We start from the raw sequence: 25064 nt of genomic DNA on the forward strand, positions 1-25064 counted from the left end.
TGGCAGTATAAAAATGCACGACAAAATCACAACCGCGCAACCCATAAACTGACTAATGCGTCACGGTTACTTATCAATCCGGCTCATCCCTGCAAAAAGAAGCGGAACGCCGGGTTGTCGGTTTCGTCGTGGCAATCGTAGCCCAGCGCCTGCAGGTGCCGCTCGAATTCCGGCTCGCTTTGCGCCAGCTCGAAGGCCGCCAGCACCCGGCCGAAGTCGGTGCCGTGGCTGCGATAGTGGAACAGCGAGATGTTCCAGTGCGTGCCCAGCGTCTGCAGGAACTTCAGCAGCGCGCCCGGCGACTCCGGAAACTCAAAGCTGTACAGTCGTTCGCGCAGCGGCTTCGACGGACGCCCGCCCACCATGTAGCGCACGTGCAGTTTAGCCATCTCGTCGTCCGACAGATCCACCACCTGATAACCGTCGGCGTTGAGTTCGTCGATGATCTCCCGCCGTTCGGCGTGGCCGCGCGTCAGCCGCACGCCGACGAAAATGCAGGCGTTGTCGGCATCGGCGTAGCGGTAGTTGAATTCGGTCACCGAGCGCCCGCCCAGCAGTTGGCAGAACTTGAGGAAGCTGCCCTGCTGTTCCGGAATGGTCACCGCCAGCAGCGCTTCGCGCTGTTCGCCCAGTTCGCAACGCTCGGAAACATAGCGCAGCCCGTGGAAGTTGAGATTGGCGCCGGACAGCACGTGCGCGAGACGCTCACCCTGAATGTTGTGCTGCTGGACGTACTTTTTCAGCCCCGCCAAAGCCAGCGCGCCGGAAGGTTCGGCAATGGCGCGCACGTCCTCGAACAGATCTTTGACCGCCGCGCAGATGGCGTCGCTGTCCACGGTGATCACGTCGTCCAGATACTCACGGCACAGGCGGAAGGTTTCGTCGCCGATGCGCTTCACCGCCACGCCTTCGGCGAACAGCCCGACGCGCGCCAGATCCACCGGATGGCCGGCATCCAGCGCCGCGCGCAGGCAGGCGGAGTCTTCCGCTTCGACGCCGATCACTTTGATCTGCGGCATCAGCTGTTTGATCAGCACCGCCACCCCGGCGGCCAGGCCGCCGCCGCCGACCGGCACGAAAACCCGATCCAGATGCGCGTCTTGCTGCAGCAGCTCCATCGCCAGCGTGCCCTGCCCGGCGATCACCGTCGGGTGATCGAACGGCGGCACAAAGGTCATGCCCTGCTGTTGGGAAAGCTCGATCGCCTTCGCTTTTGCCTCGTCGAAATTGGCGCCGTGCAGCAGCACTTCACCGCCGAAGCCGCGCACCGCATCCACCTTGATGTCCGCGGTGGACACCGGCATCACGATCAGCGTTTTGATCCCCAGCCGTTTACCGGAGAAGGCGACGCCCTGCGCGTGGTTGCCGGCCGAAGCCGTCACGACGCCGCGCGCCTTCTGCTCTTCGTCCAGCCCGGCGATCATCGCATAAGCCCCGCGCAGCTTGAAGCTGTGCACCGGCTGGCGATCTTCGCGCTTCACCAAAATGGTGTTGCCGAGGCGCGAAGAGATTTTGCTCATGGCCTGCAACGGGGTGACTTGCGCCACCTCGTAAACCGGCGAGCGCAGTACCGCTCGCAGATATTCCGCGCCGCAGGGGGCGCTGGGTAGGGGTTGAGAGACCGCCATGCTGCTTATCCCCCCAGTTTGCTCTTGTCGCGCACCGCGCCTTTGTCGGCGCTGGTGGCCAACGAGGCGTAGGCGCGCAGCGCGAAGGACACCTGACGTTCACGATTTTTCGGCGTCCAGGCCGCGTCGCCGCGCGCCAGTTCCGCCTCATGCCGCGCCGCCAGCTCCTGCTCGCTGACATCCAGCTGGATGCCGCGATGAGGAATGTCGATCGCGATCATGTCGCCGTCCTGCACCAGGGCGATCAGGCCGCCGTTAGCCGCTTCCGGCGAAGCGTGGCCGATGGACAACCCGGAGGTGCCGCCGGAGAAACGCCCGTCGGTGATCAGCGCGCATGCCTTGCCCAGCCCCATCGATTTCAGGTAGGTGGTTGGGTAAAGCATTTCCTGCATGCCCGGCCCGCCTTTCGGCCCTTCGTAGCGAATCACCACTACGTCGCCCGCCACGACTTTACCGCCGAGGATCGCTTCTACCGCATCGTCCTGGCTTTCATACACTTTGGCCGGGCCGCGGAAGGTGAGGATTTCCTTGTCGACGCCGGCGGTTTTGACGATGCAGCCGTTTTCCGCCAGGTTGCCGTACAGCACCGCCAATCCGCCGTCCTGACTGTAAGCGTGCTCACGGGTGCGGATGCAACCTTCCTTGCGGTCGGTGTCCAGCGAATCCCAACGGCAATCCTGGGAGAATGCCTGCGTGGTGCGGATACCGGCCGGCCCGGCGGAGTACATTTTCTTGACGCTTTCGTCGCGGGTCAGCATCACGTCGTAAGCTTCCAGCGTCTGCGGCAGGGTCAGCCCCAATACGTTGTTCACCTCGCGGTTCAGCAAGCCGGCGCGATCCAGCTCGCCGAGGATGCCGATCACGCCGCCGGCGCGGTGCACGTCTTCCATGTGATATTTCTGCGTGCTCGGCGCCACCTTGCACAGGTGCGGCACTTTGCGCGACAGACGATCGATGTCTTCCATGGTGAAGTCCACCTCACCTTCCTGCGCCGAAGCCAGCAGGTGCAGCACGGTGTTGGTCGAACCGCCCATGGCGATATCCAGCGTCATGGCGTTTTCGAACGCCGCCTTGTTGGCGATATTGCGCGGCAGCGCGCTTTCGTCGTCCTGCTCGTAATAGCGTTTGGTCAGCTCGACGATGCGCTTGCCGGCGTTGAGGAACAGTTCCTTGCGATCGGCGTGGGTGGCCAGCAGCGAACCGTTGCCCGGCTGCGACAGGCCCAGCGCTTCGGTCAGGCAGTTCATCGAGTTGGCGGTGAACATGCCGGAGCAAGAGCCGCAGGTCGGGCAGGCGGAACGCTCGATCTGCTCGCTGTCGGCGTCGCTGACGTTCGGGTTCGCGCCCTGGATCATCGCGTCCACCAGATCCAGCTTGATGATCTGGTTGGAGAGTTTGGTTTTGCCGGCTTCCATCGGGCCGCCGGAAACGAAGATCACCGGAATGTTCAGGCGCAACGCCGCCATCAGCATGCCCGGGGTGATTTTGTCGCAGTTGGAGATGCACACCATCGCGTCGGCGCAGTGGGCGTTCACCATGTATTCGACCGAGTCGGCGATCAGCTCGCGCGACGGCAGGGAATAGAGCATGCCGCCGTGGCCCATGGCGATGCCGTCATCCACCGCGATGGTGTTGAACTCTTTGGCCACGCCGCCTGAAGCCTCGATCTGTTCGGCGACCAGTTTGCCCAGATCGCGCAGATGCACGTGGCCCGGCACGAACTGGGTAAAGGAGTTGACCACGGCGATGATCGGCTTGCCGAAATCGGCGTCGGTCATCCCGGTCGCGCGCCACAATGCGCGGGCACCCGCCATATTGCGGCCGTGGGTGGTGGTGGCGGAACGGTACTTAGGCATGCTCTTTTCACTCCAAATGTATTTATGGCAGGCGGCGAACGAACCGCCTGGATATTTCTTATCTTGTCTGTCTTGTCGTCCGCCACGCTGCGCGGCGAGCCTTGTCGTTACGGGTTTACCGGATCCAGCCACCCGTATTTGTCTTCGGTCTTGCCGCTGAACAGGCCGAAGAACGCCTGTTGGATCTGTTTGGTCACCGGGCCGCATTTGCCGATGCCGACCTGAATGCCGTCCACGCTGCGCACCGGCGTGATTTCCGCCGCGGTGCCGGACATGAACACTTCGTCGGCCAGGTACAGCGATTCGCGCGACAGCACCTGCTCGCGCACGTCGAAGCCCATGTCTTTCGCCAGCTTGATGATCGCGTCGCGGGTGATGCCCGGCAGCGCCGACGAGGTGAACGGCGGGGTATAGAGCACGCCGTCTTTCACTTCAAACAGGTTCTCGCCCGCCCCTTCGGAAATGTAGCCGTGCACGTCGAGCGCGATGCCTTCCTGATAGCCGTGGCGGCGCGCTTCGCTGCCCACCAGCAGGGAGGAAAGATAGTTGCCGCCGGCCTTGGCCGCAGTGGGGATCGTGTTTGGTGCGACGCGGTGCCAGGAGGAGACCATCGCATCGATGCCTTGATCCAGCGCTTCTTCACCCAAATAAGCGCCCCAAGGAAACGCCGCGATAATCACGTCCGTTTTATAACCGGCCGGCGGGTTGACGCCCATGCCGACATCGCCGACGAACACCAGCGGACGAATGTACGCGCTGACCAGGTTGTTCTTGCGCAGCGTAGCGCGGCAGGCTTCCATCAGCTCGTCGACGCTTTGCGACACCGGCATGCGGTAGATTTTCGCCGAATCGTGCAGGCGCTGCATATGCTCGCGATGACGGAATACCACCGGCCCCAAGTGCGAGTCATAGCAGCGTACGCCTTCAAACACCGACGTGCCGTAATGCAACGCGTGCGACATCACGTGCACTTTGGCCTCGGCCCAAGGAACCATCTCACCATTGAACCAAATGTAATCGGCTTTCTTTGTCATTGTTATTTATCCTTCTCGGCGCCTCAGGCGCGTATTTGTTGTGATGTTGGCTGCTGGATCTCGACGCAGGAGACGTCCATCAGTTTGCTTAATTGAGATGACAACAGGGCGACCGGACGCGGGCTGGCAACGGTCAATTCGATATTGATGCTGTCGGCGTTGGCCGGGGAAACCATATTCATAGCACAAACCTGAAAGCCGCGATGACGCACGACCCGCAATACGCGCTCTAACATTTCGGGGCGAAAACGCGCCTGGATCGAGAGTTGATGCTGCATCATGATATTTCCTCCAACATGGTTTCGTTGCCGGCGCCCGGCGGCACCAGCGGCCAGACGTTTTCGAGTTCGTCGATAGAGACCTGCAGCAGATAAGGGCCTTCGGTGTTGAACAGCGCCTCGAGCGCGCCCTCCACCTGATCCTTGCGGCTGATGCGCTGGCCGGGAATGCCGAAGGCGGCGGCCAGCATCAGGAAGTCGGGGTTATCGGACAGGTTGGTTTCGCTGTAGCGGCCGTCGAAGAACAGCTGCTGCCATTGGCGCACCATTCCGAGGCGCTGGTTGTCCAGCAGCACGATCTTCAGCGGCAGCTGTTTGCGCTTAATGGTGCCCAGTTCTTGCACGTTCATCATGAAGGAGCCATCGCCCGAGACACAGATCACCGTATCTTGCGGACGCGCGATCTGGGCCCCGACCGCCGCCGGCACGCCGAATCCCATGGTGCCGAGGCCACTGGAGGTGATGAAATTCTCCGGGCGCTCGAACGTCATGTGCTGCGCGCTCCACATCTGGTGCTGGCCGACGTCGGTGGTCACCACGCTGTTGGCCGGCTTGCGGGCGGACAGCTGGCGCAAGAACAGCGGCGCGTAAATCGGCTGGCCGGGATGATCGTAGCGGCAGGCGTGATCGGCTTTCAGCGCCGTCACCCGTTGCCGCCAGGCGGCGATGTTCAGCGGGCGCTGCAACGCCGGCAGCAACGCTTTCAGATCGCCCTGCAGGGCCACATGCGCCTGGCGCAGCTTGCTCATCTCCGCCGGGTCGATATCCATGTGGATCACTTTGGCGTGCGGCGCGAAGGCATTCAGCTTGCCGGTCACGCGGTCATCGAAACGCGCGCCGACGGCGATCAGCAGATCGCACTCCTGTACTGCCAGGTTAGCGGCCTTGGTGCCGTGCATGCCCAACATGCCAAGGTACAGCGGATCTTGCGCATCCGGCGCGCCCAGCCCCTTTAGAGTGGCGACGTTCGGCATGCGGGTCACGGCGATGAACTCGCGCAGCGCCGGCACCGCCTGCGCCATGCCCACGCCGCCGCCGACGTACAGCATCGGTTTATGCGCCTGCGCCAGCAGCTCAGCCGCCTCGGCCAACGCCGCCGTCGGTAACGCCGGCGCTTCATCGACCGGCATCAAATGCGGATGCAGGTCGCCTTGCGCCAGCTGGATGTCTTTCGGGATATCGATCAGCACCGGGCCAGGACGGCCGCCGGCGGCGATGGCGAAAGCTTCCGCCATGATGCTCGGCAAGGCATCCAGCGATTCCACCAGGAAGCTGTGCTTGGTGCAGGCCAGAGACAGGCCGAGAACATCGATCTCCTGAAAGGCATCGGTGCCGATCAGCGCGGACCCCACCTGACCGGTGATGGCGACAACGGGAACGGAATCGAGCAGCGCATCCGCCAGCCCGGTGATCAGGTTGGTGGCGCCGGGACCGGAAGTGGCGATACAGACACCGACTTTGCCGGTGGCGCGGGCGTAACCGATGGCGGCCATGGCGGCGCCCTGTTCATGGCGGCACAGCAGGTGTTCCACGCCGCCGTCGTACAGCGCATCGTACACCGGCATGATTGCCCCGCCCGGATAGCCGAATACGGTATCCACACCCTGCGCACGCAACGCTTGAACTACCCACTGAGCGCCATTCATAGTTATTTCCCCGCCTTACTTCGACAATCGCAGGATTTTGTTCTGTTTTTCATGCTCTGCCCCTTGCTCCACTTTTCTCTTGCCAATAAAAAACCCCCGGACCTGACGGTGCGGGGGTTCTCTTGCGATTCCGGCTTGTTTGCTAAGCCTTTCTTCGTCCAAGTGCAGCCCCGCACGGTGGGATAATAATCACCACCACGCTAATCACGACTAGGCTAATCACTTGGGCAAAGGCTTTCATAATGGGTTTGTTCACTGTGCTCATTCAGAACTAATGCTTACAGAGGTACCACAGCCGCGCGCGACATGACAACACTTTTTTTGCGTTATTATTCGGCGCAATCTGGTCATACCTCACGCGAATCGCCCGGATTTCACACGTTGGCGCGCATACCTGGATTTTTCACCGCGCCGGTGATGGCCTTGCCGCGCGTATCCTTGCCGAAGAACACCAACAGAGCGATGGCCACTGCCACCGTCCCGGCAACCATGGCCATCGCCAGGCCGTAATTATGCCCATGATGCTCGGCCAGGGTGGCTTGCAGCGTGGCGTTGACCGAAGCGATCAGGTTGCCCAGCTGATACACGAACCCCGGCAGCACCGCGCGGGTGTTGGCCGGCACCAGCTCGGTCAGGTAGGTCGGCACCACGCCCCAGGCGCCCTGCACCATGAATTGCATCAGGAAAGCGCCGATCCCGAGCATCAGCGAACCGCTGGAAAACGCCCACAGCGGGATCACCGGTAACGCCAACAATGCGGCGATGATAATCGCTTTTTTGCGGCCGATTTTTTCCGATAACGAACCGAAGAAAACGCCGCCGATAATTGACGCGATATTGTAGCTAATGGCGATGATACTGACGGTTTTCGGATCGAAACCGTGCTGAACTTTCAGAAATACCGGATACAGATCCTGCGTGCCGTGAGAGAAGAAATTGAACGCCGCCATCAGCAGCACCAGATAGCAGCACAGCTTCCAGTGGCTCTTCAACACCGGCAGCAAGGCGCTGCTTTCTTTACGTTCACGCGCCGCCAGCCACACCGGCGACTCCTGCACGCAATAATAAATAAACGGCAGCAGCAGGATCGGCGCCGCGCCGATGACGAACATGCCGCGCCAGCCGACCGTTTCGAACAGCAGGCCGTACACCACCGCCGCCAGCAGATAACCGAACGGATAGCCGGCCTGGAAAATGCCCGACATCAAGCCGCGCGAGCGGTCCGGTATGGTTTCCATCGCCAATGATGACGCCACGCCCCAGATACCGCCCATCGCAACGCCGTACAACACTCGTAACAGCAAGAAGACCGTCAGCGAGGGCGCGGCGGCGGAGAGCAGCTCAAACACCGAGAAGAAGACGATATTCAGCATCAGGATCGGTTTGCGGCCATATTTTTCCGCAGCGCGCCCGAAGATCAGCGCGCCGATCGGCCGCACCGCCAGCGTGAGCAGAATCGCCAACGTGACCTGTTCCAGGCCGACGTGAAAGGATTGTGCGATGTCGCTGAGTAAGAATACCAGTACGAAAAAATCGAAAGCGTCGAGCGTCCAGCTTGAAAAACTGGCGATTGCCGCATTGCGTTGCAGCGGGGTCCAACCAAACATAGTGTTATCCCTACCGTAGAGTACGAAGTCAGGAGATTTAGCGGCTGCCGGGCAGACTGCCGCGGCGGTCGGAGTGTGTTAAAGAAGTGATTTTTCTTTTAATCAATTGTTAAATACACCCATCAAGCCTATGGCTGCAATGCGTACAGGCCGCTAATGTGTTGCAGGCTTCAGCGAATTGTTAATGGGTATTGCCACAGGCTGCGAGGCGGTTCGCACAATCTTTTTCAATTCGATGAAAATCAGTGATTATGCTGCGAGTTTCATGGAAAAAATGCCAAGAACGCCGCGCGGCACCTGGATAAATCGCGCATCATGCCGCCCTCAGCAAGGAGAGCGATATGTCACTGGCGGTAATCTATAGCCGCGCCATCATCGGCGTTCAGGCCCCTTCCGTAACGGTAGAGGTGCATATCAGCAATGGCCTGCCCGGCCTGACGCTGGTTGGCCTGCCGGAAACCACGGTAAAAGAGGCGCGCGATCGGGTGCGCAGCGCCCTGATCAACAACGGTTTCACCTTTCCCGCCCGCCGCATCACCGTCAATTTGGCACCGGCCGATCTGCCGAAAGAAGGCGGGCGCTACGATCTGCCGATTGCGCTGGCGATCCTCGCCGCCTCCGAGCAACTGCCCCTCGCCCCGTTGGCACGCTACGAGTTTCTTGGCGAACTGGCGCTGTCCGGCGCGCTGCGCGCGGTCAGAGGCGCCATCCCGGCGGCGCTGGCGGCGGCTGACGCCGGGCGACAATTGGTCCTCTCGACGGACAACGCCGCCGAGGTCGGCCTGATTGCGCAGTCACAATCCCATACAGCCCAACACCTGTTGGAGGTCTGTGCCTTTTTGCTCGGTCAGGGCGAGCTGCCGGTAGCCATCACGCCTCCCGCGGCAGACAACCCGCATGAAAACGCCGATCTGCGCGACATCATCGGCCAAGAGCAGGCCAAGCGGGCATTAGAGATCGCCGCCGCCGGCGGGCATAACCTGCTGCTGATTGGGCCGCCGGGCACCGGTAAAACCATGCTGGCCAGCCGACTGACGGGCTTACTGCCGCCGCTGACGGAACCTGAGGCGCTGGAAAGCCTGGCGGTCGCCAGCTTGCAGCATCCTGTTCTCACCGCTTTGCCATGGCGCCAGAGGCCATTTCGCGCACCGCATCACAGCGCATCGATGGCGGCGTTGGTCGGCGGCGGCTCACTGCCGCGCCCGGGTGAGATATCTATGGCGCATAACGGCGTGCTGTTTCTGGATGAGCTGCCGGAATTCGAGCGTAAGGTGCTGGATGCGCTGCGTGAACCGCTGGAATCCGGCGAGATCGTGATTTCACGTGCCAACGCCAAGGTCTGCTTCCCGGCCAAGGTGCAATTGATCGCGGCGATGAATCCCAGCCCAACCGGGCATTACCAGGGTATGCATAATCGCGCCTCGCCGCAGCAGGTGCTGCGCTACCTGGCCCGGCTGTCAGGGCCTTTTCTCGATCGTTTCGATCTGTCTATCGAAGTGCCGCTGTTACCTCCAGGTACGCTCAGTAAGCGGCAAACTCAGGGAGAAAGCAGCGAGCAGGTGCGGGAAAGAGTGCGACAGGCACGCACTCGGCAGCTCGAACGCGCCGGTAAAATCAACGCGCTGTTAAACAACCGTGAAGTGGAACGGGATTGCGTGTTGCAGGCGGCAGACGCCGAGTTTTTGGAAGCGACATTAAACGCGTTGGGGTTATCGGTCCGCGCCTGGCAGCGCATCTTGAAAGTGGCGCGCACGCTGGCGGATTTGGCGGGGGATGCCGAGATCGGCAGGCGCCACCTGAGCGAAGCGCTGAGCTATCGCAGTATGGACCGTCTGCTGTTACAACTGCATCGTAGTCTGGAATAGAAAATGGGGCCCGAAGGCCCCATCGTCTTTAGTCTTCGCTGTCGCTGTAATCTTCTACTGCGTCAGCCTGCGGCTTACCGCCGGACAACGTATGGAATTTCTTCGGGCGACGTGTGCGCGCCAGATATTTAGCCCATACTTTTTCCTGCTCGGTAGCCGCTTCGCGCTCACCGCGGCACACTGCGACGAACAGCTGTTCTTCTTCAGTGGCCGGCTGGCGTTTGCCCGAGTCCAGCTCGTTAAACGCGTAGCCGAAGCGCTCTAGCAATTGCGCCTCTTTAATGGTGAAATCGCCGTGACGGGAGAACCCGCGAGGGTAATGTTTATTATCAAAAAAACGATTGGTCGTGGTGAAGCTATCCGCCATCTGACACGCTCCTAATTCTCTTATGGCCGTGCTGTTTATGGCGCGGAGTATTAGATAGGCTTGACAGCGTGTAAAACAAAACATTTAAATCTTAACGACAAATTTTTTTGGAGATAGGTGTGGATACCGAATTACTGAAAACCTTTTTGGAGGTCAGTAGAACGCGTCACTTTGGCAGAGCCGCAGAATCTTTGTACTTAACGCAGTCCGCGGTCAGTTTCCGCATCCGTCAGTTAGAAAACCAGTTGGGCGCAAATTTATTTACCCGTCATCGCAATAACATCCGCCTGACGCCTGCCGGCGAGCGGCTTCTTCCCTATGCCGAAAGCCTGATGAACACCTGGCAGTTGGCGAAGAAAGAGGTCGTGCGTTCACTGCAACATACCGAGCTGTCGATCGGCGCGACTGCCTCGTTGTGGGAGGCTTATTTGACCCCCTGGTTGCAATCTCTCTATCAACAAAGAGAGGCGCTGCAGCTCGAAGCCAGGGTGGCCTTAAGGCACTCTTTGGTAAAGCAACTGCATGAAAGGCAGCTCGATTTACTGATCACCACTGAGCCGCCAAAGATGGACGAACTGGCCAGCCAGCAGCTGGGCAATTTCTCATTACGCCTGTTCTCATCCGCGCGTCGTGACAAGCAATCCCCCATGCCGTACATCAAGCTGGAATGGGGGGCCGACTTCCACCAACAGGAAAACCGCATGTTGGAAGGTGATAACGTGCCGGTACTCACGACCACCTCGGCACACCTGACGCGTCAGTTGCTGGAAACCACAGGCGGATGCGCTTTCCTGCCCAGCCAGTGGGAAAAAGAGTATCCGCAGTTGCTTGCCGCCGCCGAGATCCCGCCGATTGTCCGCCCACTGTATGCCGTCTGGTTGCAAAACAGCGATCAACAGCCTTTGATTCGGCAATTACTTAAAATACCTTTAAATACCGCAGCCTAAAGCGCTATGGCGGCCTTAAAAGCCGCCGCCGTGGTCATGGCTGTCTATCATACCAAAAACCGCCCATCGCCTTCTGAGAGAAGAAAATGCAAAACGGTAGGAGAATCAGGAGGTCTGCGGGGGTAAAGATCGAAAGATCATAAGGCAACTCGGATCAGATAGACATCAGCATAGAGCAGCCAATACGCTCTTTTCCAAAGCGGGAATGCTCCAAGGGAAGGGATAATAGGTAAAAAAAAACCCTTTGCTTTCGCAAAGGGTTCTTAATATGGCAGGGGCGGAGAGACTCGAACTCGCGACACCCGGTTTTGGAGACCGGTGCTCTACCAACTGAGCTACGCCCCTAAATCTCGCTTAACATTATGCCTGCTAAAAAAGCAGGCATAATTAAATAAGTGGCGGAACGGACGGGGCTCGAACCCGCGACCCCCTGCGTGACAGGCAGGTATTCTAACCAACTGAACTACCGCTCCACCGATTCTTTTACGTTGTATCTTTCGATACCGGCAATATCGCGCTCTGCGACTTGCGCATTACCAGTCGTCACACTGATAACGTTTATTTGATGCCTGGCAGTGTCCTACTCTCGCATGGGGAGACCCCACACTACCATCGGCGCTACGGCGTTTCACTTCTGAGTTCGGCATGGGGTCAGGTGGGACCACCGCGCTATTGCCGCCAGGCAAATTCTGTTTCATTCCAACCGCCTCACTTCCGTGAAGCCATCAGAACCAATCTCGGAACGTCGCTGAAAATCTCTCTAAAAACACCTTCGGTGTTGTAAGGTTAAGCCTCACGGATCATTAGTACTGGTTAGCTCAATGCATCGCTGCACTTACACACCCAGCCTATCAACGTCTTAGTCTTAAACGTTCCTTCAGGGGCCTTAAAGGCCCAGGGAAGACTCATCTTGAGGCAAGTTTCGCGCTTAGATGCTTTCAGCGCTTATCTTTTCCGCACTTAGCTACCGGGCAATGCCATTGGCATGACAACCCGAACACCAGTGGTGCGTTCACTCCGGTCCTCTCGTACTAGGAGCAACCCCTCTCAATCTTCCAACGCCCACGGCAGATAGGGACCGAACTGTCTCACGACGTTCTAAACCCAGCTCGCGTACCACTTTAAATGGCGAACAGCCATACCCTTGGGACCTACTTCAGCCCCAGGATGTGATGAGCCGACATCGAGGTGCCAAACACCGCCGTCGATATGAACTCTTGGGCGGTATCAGCCTGTTATCCCCGGAGTACCTTTTATCCGTTGAGCGATGGCCCTTCCATTCAGAACCACCGGATCACTAAGACCTACTTTCGTACCTGCTCGAGCCGTCACTCTCGCAGTCAAGCTAGCTTATGCCTTTGCACTAACCTCACGATGTCCGACCGTGATTAGCTAACCTTCGTGCTCCTCCGTTACTCTTTGGGAGGAGACCGCCCCAGTCAAACTACCCACCAGACACTGTCCTCACCCCAGATTATGGGGCCGAGTTAGAACATCAAACATTAAAGGGTGGTATTTCAAGGATGGCTCCACGCAGACTGGCGTCCACGCTTCAAAGCCTCCCACCTATCCTACACATCAAGGCTCAATGTTCAGTGTCAAGCTATAGTAAAGGTTCACGGGGTCTTTCCGTCTTGCCGCGGGTACACTGCATCTTCACAGCGAGTTCAATTTCACTGAGTCTCGGGTGGAGACAGCCTGGCCATCATTACGCCATTCGTGCAGGTCGGAACTTACCCGACAAGGAATTTCGCTACCTTAGGACCGTTATAGTTACGGCCGCCGTTTACTGGGGCTTCGATCAAGAGCTTCGCCTTGCGGCTGACCCCATCAATTAACCTTCCAGCACCGGGCAGGCGTCACACCGTATACGTCCACTTTCGTGTTTGCACAGTGCTGTGTTTTTATTAAACAGTTGCAGCCAGCTGGTATCTTCGACTGGCTTCAGCTCCATCCGCAAGGGACTTCACCTACATGCCAGCGTGCCTTCTCCCGAAGTTACGGCACCATTTTGCCTAGTTCCTTCACCCGAGTTCTCTCAAGCGCCTTGGTATTCTCTACCTGACCACCTGTGTCGGTTTGGGGTACGATTTAATGTTACCTGGAGCTTAGAGGATTTTCCTGGAAGCAGGGCATCAACTACTTCTGCACCGTAGTGCATCGTCATCACGCCTCAGGGTTAGTATGCAACCGGATTTACCAGGTCACACCCCCTACACGCTTAAACCGGGACAACCGTCGCCCGGCTAGCCTAGCCTTCTCCGTCCCCCCTTCGCAGTAACACCAAGTACAGGAATATTAACCTGTTTCCCATCGACTACGCTTTTCAGCCTCGCCTTAGGGGTCGACTCACCCTGCCCCGATTAACGTTGGACAGGAACCCTTGGTCTTCCGGCGAGCGGGCTTTTCACCCGCTTTATCGTTACTTATGTCAGCATTCGCACTTCTGATACCTCCAGCAACCCTCACAGGCCACCTTCAACGGCTTACAGAACGCTCCCCTACCCAACAACGCCTAAGCGTCGCTGCCGCAGCTTCGGTGCATGGTTTAGCCCCGTTACATCTTCCGCGCAGGCCGACTCGACCAGTGAGCTATTACGCTTTCTTTAAATGATGGCTGCTTCTAAGCCAACATCCTGGCTGTCTATGCCTTCCCACATCGTTTCCCACTTAACCATGACTTTGGGACCTTAGCTGGCGGTCTGGGTTGTTTCCCTCTTCACGACGGACGTTAGCACCCGCCGTGTGTCTCCCGTGATAACATTCTTCGGTATTCGGAGTTTGCATCGGTTTGGTAAGCCGGGATGGCCCCCTAGCCGAAACAGTGCTCTACCCCCGAAGATGAGTTCACGAGGCGCTACCTAAATAGCTTTCGGGGAGAACCAGCTATCTCCCGGTTTGATTGGCCTTTCACCCCCAGCCACAAGTCATCCGCTAATTTTTCAACATTAGTCGGTTCGGTCCTCCAGTTAGTGTTACCCAACCTTCAACCTGCCCATGGCTAGATCACCGGGTTTCGGGTCTATACCTTGCAACTAGTCGCCCAGTTAAGACTCGGTTTCCCTACGGCTCCCCTATACGGTTAACCTTGCTACAAAATATAAGTCGCTGACCCATTATACAAAAGGTACGCAGTCACACCACGAAGGTGCTCCCACTGCTTGTACGTACACGGTTTCAGGTTCTATTTCACTCCCCTCGCCGGGGTTCTTTTCGCCTTTCCCTCACGGTACTGGTTCACTATCGGTCAGTCAGGAGTATTTAGCCTTGGAGGATGGTCCCCCCATATTCAGACAGGATGTCACGTGTCCCGCCCTACTCATCGAACTCACGACCTGTGCATTTTAGTGTACGGGACTATCACCCTTTACTGCGCGACTTTCCAGACGCTTCCACTAACACACAAGCCGATTCAGGTTCTGGGCTCCTCCCCGTTCGCTCGCCGCTACTGGGGGAATCTCGGTTGATTTCTTTTCCTCGGGGTACTTAGATGTTTCAGTTCCCCCGGTTCGCCTCATGCCACTATGTATTCATGACATGATAGTGTGTCGAAACACACTGGGTTTCCCCATTCGGGTATCGCCGGTTATAACGGTTCATATCACCTTACCGACGCTTTTCGCAGATTAGCACGCCCTTCATCGCCTCTGACTGCCTAGGCATCCACCGTGTACGCTTAGTCACTTAACCTCACAACCCGAAGATGTTTCCATCGTTCGCGCTGCAAACATTTGAGAGACTCTATGACAGGTTACTCTTCATCCCAATACATCTACGGAGGGATAAATTTCAGCCGTCATGTTTCAATTTTCAGCTTGTTCCAGATTGTTAAAGAGCAAAATACTTCGCAGCATACTGTCGCCAATATACTCTGAAGTATTCAATACCGGACTATATGGTGGAGCTAAGCGGGATCGAACCGCTGACCTCCTGCGTGCAAGGCAGGCGCTCTCCCAGCTGAGCTATAGCCCCATACAGTCACGTGCAGTACCTTTTCCACTTACAAGAAGTGGTAGGCCTGAGTGGACTTGAACCACCGACCTCACCCTTATCAGGGGTGCGCTCTAACCACCTGAGCTACAAGCCTATAAAGGTATTTCTGCTCGTTACTTTCTATCAGACAATCTGTGTGAGCACGCCACTCGAACTAATATCTTTAGGTAAGGAGGTGATCCAACCGCAGGTTCCCCTACGGTTACCTTGTTACGACTTCACCCCAGTCATGAATCACAAAGTGGTAAGCGCCCTCCCGAAGGTTAAGCTACCTACTTCTTTTGCAACCCACTCCCATGGTGTGACGGGCGGTGTGTACAAGGCCCGGGAACGTATTCACCGTAGCATTCTGATCTACGATTACTAGCGATTCCGACTTCATGGAGTCGAGTTGCAGACTCCAATCCGGACTACGACGTACTTTATGAGGTCCGCTTGCTCTCGCGAGGTCGCTTCTCTTTGTATACGCCATTGTAGCACGTGTGTAGCCCTACTCGTAAGGGCCATGATGACTTGACGTCATCCCCACCTTCCTCCAGTTTATCACTGGCAGTCTCCTTTGAGTTCCCGGCCGAACCGCTGGCAACAAAGGATAAGGGTTGCGCTCGTTGCGGGACTTAACCCAACATTTCACAACACGAGCTGACGACAGCCATGCAGCACCTGTCTCAGAGTTCCCGAAGGCACCAAAGCATCTCTGCTAAGTTCTCTGGATGTCAAGAGTAGGTAAGGTTCTTCGCGTTGCATCGAATTAAACCACATGCTCCACCGCTTGTGCGGGCCCCCGTCAATTCATTTGAGTTTTAACCTTGCGGCCGTACTCCCCAGGCGGTCGATTTAACGCGTTAGCTCCGGAAGCCACGCCTCAAGGGCACAACCTCCAAATCGACATCGTTTACAGCGTGGACTACCAGGGTATCTAATCCTGTTTGCTCCCCACGCTTTCGCACCTGAGCGTCAGTCTTCGTCCAGGGGGCCGCCTTCGCCACCGGTATTCCTCCAGATCTCTACGCATTTCACCGCTACACCTGGAATTCTACCCCCCTCTACGAGACTCTAGCTTGCCAGTTTCAAATGCAGTTCCCAGGTTGAGCCCGGGGATTTCACATCTGACTTAACAAACCGCCTGCGTGCGCTTTACGCCCAGTAATTCCGATTAACGCTTGCACCCTCCGTATTACCGCGGCTGCTGGCACGGAGTTAGCCGGTGCTTCTTCTGCGAGTAACGTCAATTGATGAACGTATTAAGTTCACCACCTTCCTCCTCGCTGAAAGTGCTTTACAACCCGAAGGCCTTCTTCACACACGCGGCATGGCTGCATCAGGCTTGCGCCCATTGTGCAATATTCCCCACTGCTGCCTCCCGTAGGAGTCTGGACCGTGTCTCAGTTCCAGTGTGGCTGGTCATCCTCTCAGACCAGCTAGGGATCGTCGCCTAGGTGAGCCATTACCCCACCTACTAGCTAATCCCATCTGGGCACATCTGATGGCAAGAGGCCCGAAGGTCCCCCTCTTTGGTCTTGCGACGTTATGCGGTATTAGCTACCGTTTCCAGTAGTTATCCCCCTCCATCAGGCAGTTTCCCAGACATTACTCACCCGTCCGCCGCTCGTCACCCGGGGAGCAAGCTCCCCTGTGCTACCGCTCGACTTGCATGTGTTAAGCCTGCCGCCAGCGTTCAATCTGAGCCATGATCAAACTCTTCAATTAAAAGCTTGATTTGCTTCCACTCGAGAAGCGGTGCTCAAAGATTTACTGCATGAATTTTACTTCAGTTAGTCACTCTTCAAGACTTGATATTTTTTTGCATCCGAAGATGCTGGATATCGTCTTGTGGAGTGCCCACACAGATTGTCTGATAAATTGTTAAAGAGCAGTGCCGAGAAACTCATCGGCGCGGGCTGCGTATATTACGCTTTTCACCCGGAGAGTCAAGCGTTTATTTCGCTTTCTTCTCGCTGACCCGGCGGCTTGTCAGTCGTTGTTCCCGGTCAGTGGAGGCGCATTATAGGGAGTTCTCGGCGGGCCGCAACCCCTATTTTCAATATTTTTTCCGACCGTTGAATGTTTAACCAAAACACCGTTAAAGCGGCAGTTTTTTCAACGATTTAAAGCCGTAGCCCTGCAAAACGGGCAATAAAGCGTCAGTATCTTCATTTAACGCCATGCAATACGCCAGATTCTCTTCCTGGCTCGAGACCAGATTTTCCTGCGTAGAGATGAGCCAGGCGGTGCGACGGGCAATCGCCGCGCCGGAATCCACCAATCGGGTGCCTTCCGGCAACACCTGCATCAGCTCTTCAGCTAATAGAGGGAAATGGGTGCAGCCCAGCACGACGGTATCCGGCGGCTCGCGCATGCTCAGCCACGGATGCAGGATCTTCTTCAGCACCGGTAGCGGCACGGCTTCGCCATGCAGCTTGGCTTCCGCCAGCTCCACCAGTTCTGAAGAGCCCAGCAGTTCAATCTTGCAGTCGGTGGCGAAACGGGAAATCAGTTCGTGGGTGTAGCTGCGCTGTACGGTACCGCGGGTCGCCAACAGGCCGACAATGCCGTTAACGGTAAGACGGGCCGCCGGTTTGATGGCGGGCACCACGCCCACGACAGGGAAACTGAAACGCTCGCGCAGGGCCGGCAAGGAGACCGTGCTGGCGGTGTTGCAGGCGATGACGACAATCGCCAGAGGATGACGCTGCTGCACCGCGCCGACAATCTCCAGCACGCGCTCAACGATAAACTCTTCGGACTTCTCGCCGTAGGGGAACGCCACGTTGTCGAACGCGTATATATAGTGGAGATCCGGCAGCAACTGCCGAATCTCTTGATACACCGACAGCCCGCCGACGCCGGAATCGAAAACCAGCACCGTCGGGCGAGGTGTGGCGGTGCTGTTAGAAGGTATAGCTTCCAGTGAGGTAGTATTCTCTTCCTGGAGTAGCGTAGCCATAGGCCGTCTCATAATCTTTATCAAACAGGTTGGCAATTCTACCACGAACTGTCAGATGAGATGTGACCGGATACGAAACTGCGAGATCCCACAGGCTCACGCCGCCGAGTTTAACGCTCTGTTCCGGATAGGTACTGTAATCCTTGTCATAACGTTGACCCAGATATTGATAAGTCACCGCCCAGTCAAAGTCATACAGCTGCCAGTCCAGCTCATATTTCACCTGCTGCTTGGCGCGCCGCAGCAGCACTTCATTGGTCTTGGCGTTGCGAGGATCGACATAGTCATAACCAATCTGATGCGTCAACGGGCCGGTATCAAATGAGGCCGTAGCTTCAATCCCTTTGATGGTCGCCTTACCCACGTTGTAATAGACGTAGTTGGTTTCCCCCGTGGAATCGATCAAATTGTCGATGTCGTTGCGATAACCGGAGATGCGCCAGGTCACCGGGCCGGTCAGCCCTTCAAAGCCACCTTCCCACTGCTTGCTTTCTTCCGGTTTCAGATCGGTGTTGTTACCGAAGTTGCCGTATAGCTGGCTCATATTCGGTGCTTTGAACGCCGTACCATACGATGCGATAAAACGGTATCCCTCGACGAATTCCCAGGCCGCGCTGGTTTGCCAGGTGCCATGCCAGCCAAACTCGGAATGATCGTCACCTCGAACCGCACCTTCCAACGTTACCGGGCCAACCAGTTGCTGCGCAGTCAGATAGATGCCTGCATCACGTTGGCTTTTTTCACCCTTCACGGTGGTGGAATCCGGTTTGATTTTCTGTTGCTGCCAGTCGACGCCAGAGCTTACGGTACCCTGTCCAACCTGCAGCGTATTGCCCCACTGCAGGTTGTACTGTTCGGAATCCACCAGGCTGGCCGAGCTGTCATGCATGCCGAGGCGAGGATCGTAATCGTAATCCTTGCTATGGCTGTAGCTGCCAATCACTTGTGTTGCGTAAATGCCTTCTTTATAGCGCAATCCGGTATCCCAGGTTTGGCTATACAGTTTGCGCGTATCCAGCAGAGGGCTGGTCGGTGAGGAATAATAACTATCATACGCCGTGCGGTTGTCGTAACCATACCCGCGCACAAAACCGCTGACCGATTCGCTGAACTGGTGCTCAAGCGCACCATACAGCGACTTACTCATAAAGCCATCGCGATCCTGTTGGCTTTGCATGCCGGTGCTGCCGTAGGCCACCACGTCATACCCTTTGGTGTAGGTGTAGTCACCCGCCACCGTCGCCACGGTGCTGTCGCCCAGCTGCTGTTGAGTCGACGCGTCATAGGATTGATAGCCGTTGGAGCCGACGCCGGCTGAGAGCGTAGTACCGTTCTTTTCGCGGGTGGTAATAATGTTGACCACGCCGCCGATGGCATCGGAGCCGTACACCGCCGAGCGCGGGCCGCGGATGTATTCGACTTTCTGCACCAACGAAATCGGGATTTGGCTAAGGTCAGAAGAGCCGCTGACGCCCGCCTGATTAAGGCGAATGCCGTCAATTAGCACCAGCACGTGGCTGGAGTTGGTGCCGCGAATAAACAGCGAGCTCTTTTGCCCCAACCCGCCGTTTTGGCCAACGTCCACGCCCGGCAAACGGCGCATCACGTCGGTCAGGCTCTTGGCCTGCCAGCGATCGATATCGTTGCGGGTGACGATGGTGGTCGGCGCCAGCACGGAAGAAACCGGCTGCGGGAAACGGTTGGCGGTAACCACCAGGTTATCGCCATTCGTGGCTGTGGTGTTGTCTTGCGCCCATCCAGAAAAAGCCGTGACGGAAGAGACCACCGCCAGCAGCGTATTTTTTGTAATTGTCATGAGAAAAGCATCCAAACTTAATTGGCGGATGCCGCAGGATCATGGCCGGTAGTTCGCGACGGCCACGGACATTGCGACGTAACACCGGCAGGTCTTCGGGCTTGGGATTTGCGGGCCGCAGGGCGCGACCGGCAACGGGCGATGACTTCCCATCCTGCAGTGGACAGTGTCTGCGTCGAAACGCTATCGCCGTGACTTCCCCTTACCGCTGCGCGTCAGCTCCGGATTCACACCGGATTCCCTTTTCACTCGCTGCTTGAGGCCGGACGGCAATGCTACGATCAATGCAAATAGATGTCTAGACTGCCATTAATGTTACAAATAATAAACGCGACAAAACTGGACTTCACGGGCTGATTCCCTACAATCCCCGCTGATCAAATTTGCCTGACGAGAAGACACACATGACGCCCGAGAATTTGCCTATTGAACGTTACGATGACCAACTGGCGGAGAAAGTCGCCCGCCTGAAGACGTTGATGTCACCGTTCGCGGCGCCCGAGCCGGAAGTGTTCCGCTCGCCAGTCGACCACTACCGCATGCGCGCCGAATTCCGCATCTGGCACGACGCGGAAGACATGTATCACATCATGTTCGATCAGCAGACCAAGCAGCGTATTCGCGTCGATCAGTTCCCGGCAGCCAGCAAGCTGATCAACCGCCTGATGAGCGCCCTGATCGCTGCGCTGAAACCGGAGCCGATCCTGCGCCACAAGCTGTTTCAGATCGATTATCTGTCGACGCAAAGCGGCAAAATCATCGCCTCGCTGCTGTACCACCGCAAGCTGGATGAGGTTTGGCAACGGCGCGCCGAGCAGCTGCGCGACGAACTGCGCGCTCAGGGTTTCGATCTGCAGCTGATCGGCCGGGCGTCGAAGACCAAAATCATGCTCGACCAGGATTATGTTGACGAAGTGCTGACGGTTGCCGGCCGCGACATGATCTATCGTCAGGTGGAAAACAGCTTCACTCAGCCAAACGCGGCCATGAACGTGCAGATGCTGGAGTGGGCGCTGGCGGTCACCGCCGGTTCCAAAGGCGATTTGCTGGAGCTGTACTGTGGCAATGGCAACTTCTCGCTGGCGCTGGCGCGCAATTTCGAGCGCGTGCTGGCGACCGAGATCGCCAAACCGTCGGTGGCGGCGGCGCAGTACAACATCGCCGCCAACCATATCGACAATGTGCAGATCATCCGCATGGCGGCGGAAGACTTCACTCAGGCGATGAACGGAGTACGCGAATTCAACCGGTTAAAAGGCATCGATCTGAGCGGCTACAACTGCGAGACGATTTTCGTCGATCCGCCGCGCAGCGGGCTGGACGATGAAACGGTGAAGATGGTGCAGGCTTACCCGCGCATTCTGTATATTTCATGCAATCCGGAAACGCTGTGCGCCAACCTGGAAACGCTGCAGGCCACCCACCGGGTCAGCCGTCTGGCGCTGTTCGATCAGTTCCCTTATACCCATCATATGGAATGCGGCGTGTTGCTGGAAAAGCACCGCTGATATGACAGGGGCGCCGTGATGGCGCCCCGTTTCATTACGATTCTTGAGTCGGCACATCCGGCGCCTTGCGCGCCTTCAGTTTCATGCCGATCCACAGCACCAGCGCCACGCAGATCACCGACGGCAGGAAGTTGGAGCCGATCTGCGGATACTCGGCGCGCACGATGGCGCTGTACAGCAACAGCCCCAGCAGGAAACAGGCCGCCGCCAGCTTCGGCATGCCGTCCGGCATGGCGCGGTTCAGGTAACGTTGATGCAGGCAGTACACCGCCAGCACCAACGCGATCAGCGGGAAGATCGAAAACGGCACCACCGAGCTGAACAGCGCGGCAAACGAACCGTTGATCGAAAGGCCGGCAATCAACGCCAGCAGTAAGGTGCCATTTTCACGGCCTGGTTTTTCCATCATTTTTTACCTTTTTTATACGTGGGACACAGAAGCTTTTTCTTGTTCGCGACGATACCAGTAATACGCCCCTTTGGAGATCATCCGCAGCTGCAGCACCAGCCGTTCTTCCAACTGCTGCCGCTGCTCGACGTCGATATCCAGCGCTTCCGCGCCGGCGCTGAACACGATGGTGACCATCGCCTCCGCCTGCGCTTCGGTAAAGCTGCGCGGCATGTGGTTTTCCAACTCGAGGTAGTCCGCCAGTTCGGCGATGAAATGCTGGATCTCGCGCGCCACCGCCGCACGGAATGCCGCCGACGTGCCGGAGCGCTCGCGCAGCAGCAGGCGGAAGGCGTTCGGGTTGTTGCCGATAAATTCCATAAAGGTGGACACCGAGGTGCGGATCACGCTGCCGCCTTTGGCGATGCGTTGGCGCGCCTGGCGCATCAACTGACGCAGCATCAGGCCGCTTTCATCCACCATGGTCAGCCCCAACTCGTCCACATCGCGGAAATGGCGATAAAACGACGTGGGCGCGATGCCCGCCTCGCGTGAAACTTCCCGCAGGCTCAGACTGGCGAAGCTGCGTTCGGCGCTCAGCTGGCTGAAAGCGGCTTCGATCAGGGAACGACGAGTCCGTTCTTTTTGTTGTGCTCTGACGCCCATATGCATATCCGGATAGGTTCCATTTTCTCAGTCTAACGCCCTAGACTCGGCAATATAGCAAATTTTATTGCAACAGCATTTATACTAACGCGCTCTATCACACTTCCGCCCTGAGCCGATTGTGCTTTGACTCAAAAAGCCTAATGGTGATTGGGTGAGCAGCGCTATGATGTTAAGATACCGTTGTAATCTTGTATAAAAAAACAGGTCTCTCCTACATGCAACAGCACTATCAATTTGATGCCATTGTGATTGGCTCGGGCCCTGGTGGTGAAGGTGCCGCCATGGGGCTGGTGAAACAAGGCGCCCGCGTGGCCGTTATCGAACGGTACAACAACGTAGGTGGCGGATGTACCCACTGGGGCACGATCCCTTCCAAAGCCCTCCGCCACGCCGTCAGCCGCATTATCGAATTCAACCAGAACCCGCTTTACAACAACTCGCGCACGCTCAGCGCGACCTTCCCTGACATTTTACGCCACGCCGATAACGTCATCAGCCAGCAGACCCGCATGCGCCAAGGGTTCTATGAGCGGAACCAGTGCAAACTGTTCGCCGGCGACGCGCGCTTCATCGACGCCAACACCGTCAGCGTCAGCTACATGGACGGCACCCAGGACACCATCCGCGCCGATCACATCGTGATCGCCTGCGGCTCGCGTCCTTACCATCCGGCCAGCGTCGACTTCAACCATCCGCGCATCTACGACAGCGATTCCATTCTCGAGCTGAGCCATGAGCCGCGCCACGTGATCATTTACGGCGCCGGGGTGATCGGCTGCGAGTATGCGTCCATCTTCCGCGGCCTGAACGTCAAGGTCGATCTGATCAACACCCGCGATCGTCTGCTGGCGTTCCTCGATCAGGAGATGTCGGATTCGCTCTCTTACCACTTCTGGAACAACGGCGTGGTGATCCGCCACAACGAAGAATTCGAGAAGATCGAAGGCACCGAAGACGGCGTGATCGTGCACCTGAAGTCCGGCAAGAAGGTGAAAGCGGACTGCCTGCTGTACGCCAACGGCCGTACCGGCAACACCGATTCGCTGGGGTTGGAGAACGTCGGCCTGGAGTCGGACAGCCGCGGGCTGCTGAAAGTGAACAGCATGTATCAAACCGCGCTGTCGCACATTTATGCGGTCGGTGACGTGATCGGCTATCCGAGCCTGGCTTCCGCCGCCTACGATCAGGGCCGCATCGCCGCGCAAGCGATCGCCTCCGGCGAAGCCAGCGGTCACTTAATCGAAGATATCCCGACCGGCATCTACACCATTCCGGAAATCAGCTCCGTCGGCAAAACCGAGCAGGAACTGACCGCGATGAAGGTGCCGTATGAAGTGGGCCGCGCCCAGTTCAAGCATCTGGCGCGCGCGCAGATAGCCGGGATGAACGTCGGCAGCCTGAAGATCCTGTTCCATCGCGACACCCTGCAGATCCTCGGGATCCACTGCTTCGGCGAACGTGCGGCGGAGATCATCCACATCGGCCAGGCGATCATGGAACAGAAAGGTGAAGGCAATACTATCGAGTATTTCGTTAATACGACCTTCAACTATCCGACCATGGCCGAAGCCTACCGGGTGGCGGCGCTAAACGGCTTAAACCGCCTGTTTTAACGCGCTGTCGATGTAGCCCTGCATGTGTTCGCGGATCGCCTCGGCCAGTTGCTCATAACGGCTGCGCAAAGGGGAGCCGGGGCGGTACACCAGCGCGATGGTGCGCTTCGGCTCCGGCTTGTAGCAATCCAGATAGCAGACGCCGTCGCGTTCGCGCTGCGGCGGTACCGCCAGTGACGGCAGCAGGGTAATGCCGCTGCCGGCCGCGACCATATTGCGCAGCGTTTCCAGACTGGTGGCGCGGAAGTGGGTATCTTCGTCCGCGCCCGCCTGGAAGCAGAAGCCCATCGCCTGATCACGCAGGCAGTGGCCATCCTCCAGCATCAGCAGTTTCTCACCCGCCAAATCCGGCATCGGCACGCGCTCGCGCTGCGCCCACGGGTGATCGGAGTACACCGCCAGCTTCATCGGTTCATCGAACAAAGGCACTTCGATAAACGCCTCGGTTTCCTTAACCAATGCCAGAATGGCGCAGTCCAGTTTGCCGCTGTCGAGTTGCGCCAGCAGCTGATGGGTTTGCGCTTCGTGCAGGTACATTTCCAGTTTCGGGAACGTTTTGTGCAGCGTCGGGATGATCTGCGGCAGCAGATAAGGCCCCACGGTCGGGATCAGGCCGATGTGCAACGGCCCGGACATGGCTTCGCCCTGCTGGCTGGCCATCTCCTTCAATACTTTCACTTCTCGCAGCACAGTACGCGCCTGCTCCACCAGCAACAGACCCGCCTGGGTGAACAGCACCTTGCGGCTGGTGCGTTCGAGCAGCATGACGCCCAACTCGTCTTCCAGCTTGCGGATCTGCCCGCTCAGCGTGGGTTGGCTTACATGGCATGAATCGGCCGCGCGGCGGAAGTGCCGGTGCTCGGCCAAGGCGACCAGATACTCTAAATCACGAATATTCATTG

The 25064-nt window shown here is 57.6% G+C and carries 17 protein-coding genes, 4 tRNA genes, 3 rRNA genes and 1 riboswitch; of the genes, 4 read left to right on the forward strand and 20 right to left on the reverse strand.

The features are described from left to right. Positions 1 to 83: 83 nt before the first annotated feature. The 7 genes from ilvA to ACP3TA_RS04935 form a co-directional block, all read right to left on the reverse strand. Entirely contained in the window at positions 84 to 1628 is a 1545-nt protein-coding gene (gene ilvA / locus ACP3TA_RS04905) for a threonine ammonia-lyase, biosynthetic (RefSeq protein ID WP_015379394.1), read from the reverse strand. A 5-nt stretch (positions 1629 to 1633) separates the two neighbouring features. Further along, positions 1634 to 3484 carry a dihydroxy-acid dehydratase gene (ilvD, locus tag ACP3TA_RS04910; RefSeq protein ID WP_015379395.1) on the reverse strand — a complete coding sequence of 617 codons (1851 nt, stop codon included), beginning with the start codon at positions 3482 to 3484 and terminating at the stop codon, positions 1634 to 1636. 107 nt (positions 3485 to 3591) lie between these two features. Then, positions 3592 to 4518: a branched-chain amino acid transaminase gene (locus ACP3TA_RS04915; protein ID WP_033645378.1), complete on the reverse strand. Its 927-nt coding sequence runs from the start codon at positions 4516 to 4518 to the stop codon at positions 3592 to 3594. Positions 4519 to 4541: 23 nt separating this feature from the next. Further along, a complete protein-coding gene (gene ilvM / locus ACP3TA_RS04920; protein WP_004929955.1) occupies positions 4542 to 4799 on the reverse strand; it encodes an acetolactate synthase 2 small subunit in 258 nt (85 codons plus the stop codon). Further along, on the reverse strand, positions 4796 to 6442 hold the full coding sequence (ilvG, locus tag ACP3TA_RS04925) for an acetolactate synthase 2 catalytic subunit (RefSeq protein WP_060660142.1): 1647 nt from the start codon (positions 6440 to 6442) through the stop codon (positions 4796 to 4798). The genes ilvM and ilvG overlap by 4 nt, the downstream gene beginning before the upstream one ends. Before the next feature lie 142 nt (positions 6443 to 6584). Further along, positions 6585 to 6683 (reverse strand): ilv operon leader peptide, encoded by a 99-nt coding sequence (gene ilvL / locus ACP3TA_RS04930; RefSeq protein ID WP_013814970.1) that lies wholly within the window; start codon positions 6681 to 6683, stop codon positions 6585 to 6587. Positions 6684 to 6816: 133 nt separating this feature from the next. Next, positions 6817 to 8049, reverse strand: a complete 1233-nt coding sequence (locus ACP3TA_RS04935; RefSeq protein ID WP_033645380.1) for an MFS transporter — start codon at positions 8047 to 8049, stop codon at positions 6817 to 6819. Between the two features lie 341 nt (positions 8050 to 8390). On the opposite strand from ACP3TA_RS04935, the gene ACP3TA_RS04940 reads away from it, so the two are divergent. Continuing rightward, entirely contained in the window at positions 8391 to 9914 is a 1524-nt protein-coding gene (locus tag ACP3TA_RS04940; RefSeq protein ID WP_108682189.1) for a YifB family Mg chelatase-like AAA ATPase, read from the forward strand. Positions 9915 to 9942: 28 nt separating this feature from the next. On the opposite strand, the gene ACP3TA_RS04945 is transcribed toward ACP3TA_RS04940, so the two are convergent. After that, on the reverse strand, positions 9943 to 10281 hold the full coding sequence (locus ACP3TA_RS04945) for a DUF413 domain-containing protein (protein ID WP_004929946.1): 339 nt from the start codon (positions 10279 to 10281) through the stop codon (positions 9943 to 9945). Positions 10282 to 10400: 119 nt separating this feature from the next. Here ACP3TA_RS04945 and hdfR point away from each other — a divergent pair, with 119 nt between their 5' ends. Next, positions 10401 to 11228 carry an HTH-type transcriptional regulator HdfR gene (hdfR, locus tag ACP3TA_RS04950; RefSeq protein ID WP_033645382.1) on the forward strand — a complete coding sequence of 276 codons (828 nt, stop codon included), beginning with the start codon at positions 10401 to 10403 and terminating at the stop codon, positions 11226 to 11228. A 269-nt stretch (positions 11229 to 11497) separates the two neighbouring features. Here hdfR and ACP3TA_RS04955 read toward each other — a convergent pair. The 9 genes from ACP3TA_RS04955 to btuB all read right to left on the reverse strand — a co-directional run bounded on the left by ACP3TA_RS04955 (position 11498) and on the right by btuB (position 19984). Further along, positions 11498 to 11573: transfer RNA gene (locus tag ACP3TA_RS04955), tRNA-Trp, on the reverse strand. A gap of 51 nt (positions 11574 to 11624) precedes the next feature. Further along, positions 11625 to 11701 (reverse strand) — tRNA-Asp (locus ACP3TA_RS04960). A 94-nt stretch (positions 11702 to 11795) separates the two neighbouring features. Next, positions 11796 to 11911: ribosomal RNA gene (gene rrf / locus ACP3TA_RS04965) — 5S ribosomal RNA — on the reverse strand. A 99-nt stretch (positions 11912 to 12010) separates the two neighbouring features. Continuing rightward, positions 12011 to 14918 (reverse strand): 23S ribosomal RNA (locus ACP3TA_RS04970). A gap of 206 nt (positions 14919 to 15124) precedes the next feature. Next, positions 15125 to 15200: transfer RNA gene (locus ACP3TA_RS04975), tRNA-Ala, on the reverse strand. 38 nt (positions 15201 to 15238) lie between these two features. Continuing rightward, a tRNA-Ile gene (locus tag ACP3TA_RS04980) sits at positions 15239 to 15315 on the reverse strand. Between the two features lie 74 nt (positions 15316 to 15389). Beyond that, positions 15390 to 16931: ribosomal RNA gene (locus tag ACP3TA_RS04985) — 16S ribosomal RNA — on the reverse strand. Together the 16S, 23S and 5S rRNA genes with 4 tRNA genes alongside form the textbook arrangement of a ribosomal RNA operon. A 373-nt stretch (positions 16932 to 17304) precedes the next feature. Further along, entirely contained in the window at positions 17305 to 18168 is an 864-nt protein-coding gene (murI, locus tag ACP3TA_RS04990; protein WP_025921004.1) for a glutamate racemase, read from the reverse strand. Then, positions 18113 to 19984, reverse strand: a complete 1872-nt coding sequence (btuB, locus tag ACP3TA_RS04995; RefSeq protein WP_033645223.1) for a TonB-dependent vitamin B12 receptor BtuB — start codon at positions 19982 to 19984, stop codon at positions 18113 to 18115. The genes murI and btuB overlap by 56 nt, the downstream gene beginning before the upstream one ends. A 69-nt stretch (positions 19985 to 20053) precedes the next feature. Continuing rightward, positions 20054 to 20266: riboswitch (cobalamin riboswitch) on the reverse strand. A 122-nt stretch (positions 20267 to 20388) separates the two neighbouring features. Between btuB and trmA the strand changes: the two genes are divergently transcribed. Then, positions 20389 to 21492 (forward strand): tRNA (uridine(54)-C5)-methyltransferase TrmA, encoded by a 1104-nt coding sequence (gene trmA / locus ACP3TA_RS05000; RefSeq protein WP_206196437.1) that lies wholly within the window; start codon positions 20389 to 20391, stop codon positions 21490 to 21492. Positions 21493 to 21526: 34 nt separating this feature from the next. Here trmA and ACP3TA_RS05005 read toward each other — a convergent pair whose 3' ends face one another. Both ACP3TA_RS05005 and fabR read right to left on the reverse strand, forming a co-directional pair. After that, positions 21527 to 21898 (reverse strand): YijD family membrane protein, encoded by a 372-nt coding sequence (locus tag ACP3TA_RS05005; protein WP_042785555.1) that lies wholly within the window; start codon positions 21896 to 21898, stop codon positions 21527 to 21529. Positions 21899 to 21913: 15 nt separating this feature from the next. Beyond that, entirely contained in the window at positions 21914 to 22546 is a 633-nt protein-coding gene (fabR, locus tag ACP3TA_RS05010) for an HTH-type transcriptional repressor FabR (protein ID WP_004931044.1), read from the reverse strand. Positions 22547 to 22764: 218 nt separating this feature from the next. Between fabR and sthA the strand changes: the two genes are divergently transcribed. After that, entirely contained in the window at positions 22765 to 24162 is a 1398-nt protein-coding gene (gene sthA / locus ACP3TA_RS05015) for a Si-specific NAD(P)(+) transhydrogenase (RefSeq protein WP_004931047.1), read from the forward strand. On the opposite strand, the gene oxyR is transcribed toward sthA, so the two are convergent. Further along, positions 24145 to 25062 (reverse strand): DNA-binding transcriptional regulator OxyR, encoded by a 918-nt coding sequence (gene oxyR / locus ACP3TA_RS05020; protein ID WP_033652202.1) that lies wholly within the window; start codon positions 25060 to 25062, stop codon positions 24145 to 24147. The genes sthA and oxyR overlap by 18 nt on opposite strands. Positions 25063 to 25064: the final 2 nt, after the last annotated feature.

Origin of the sequence: Serratia sp. 2C06 (genome assembly GCF_050037615.1) — a bacterium.
Lineage (GTDB): Bacteria > Pseudomonadota > Gammaproteobacteria > Enterobacterales > Enterobacteriaceae > Serratia > Serratia ureilytica.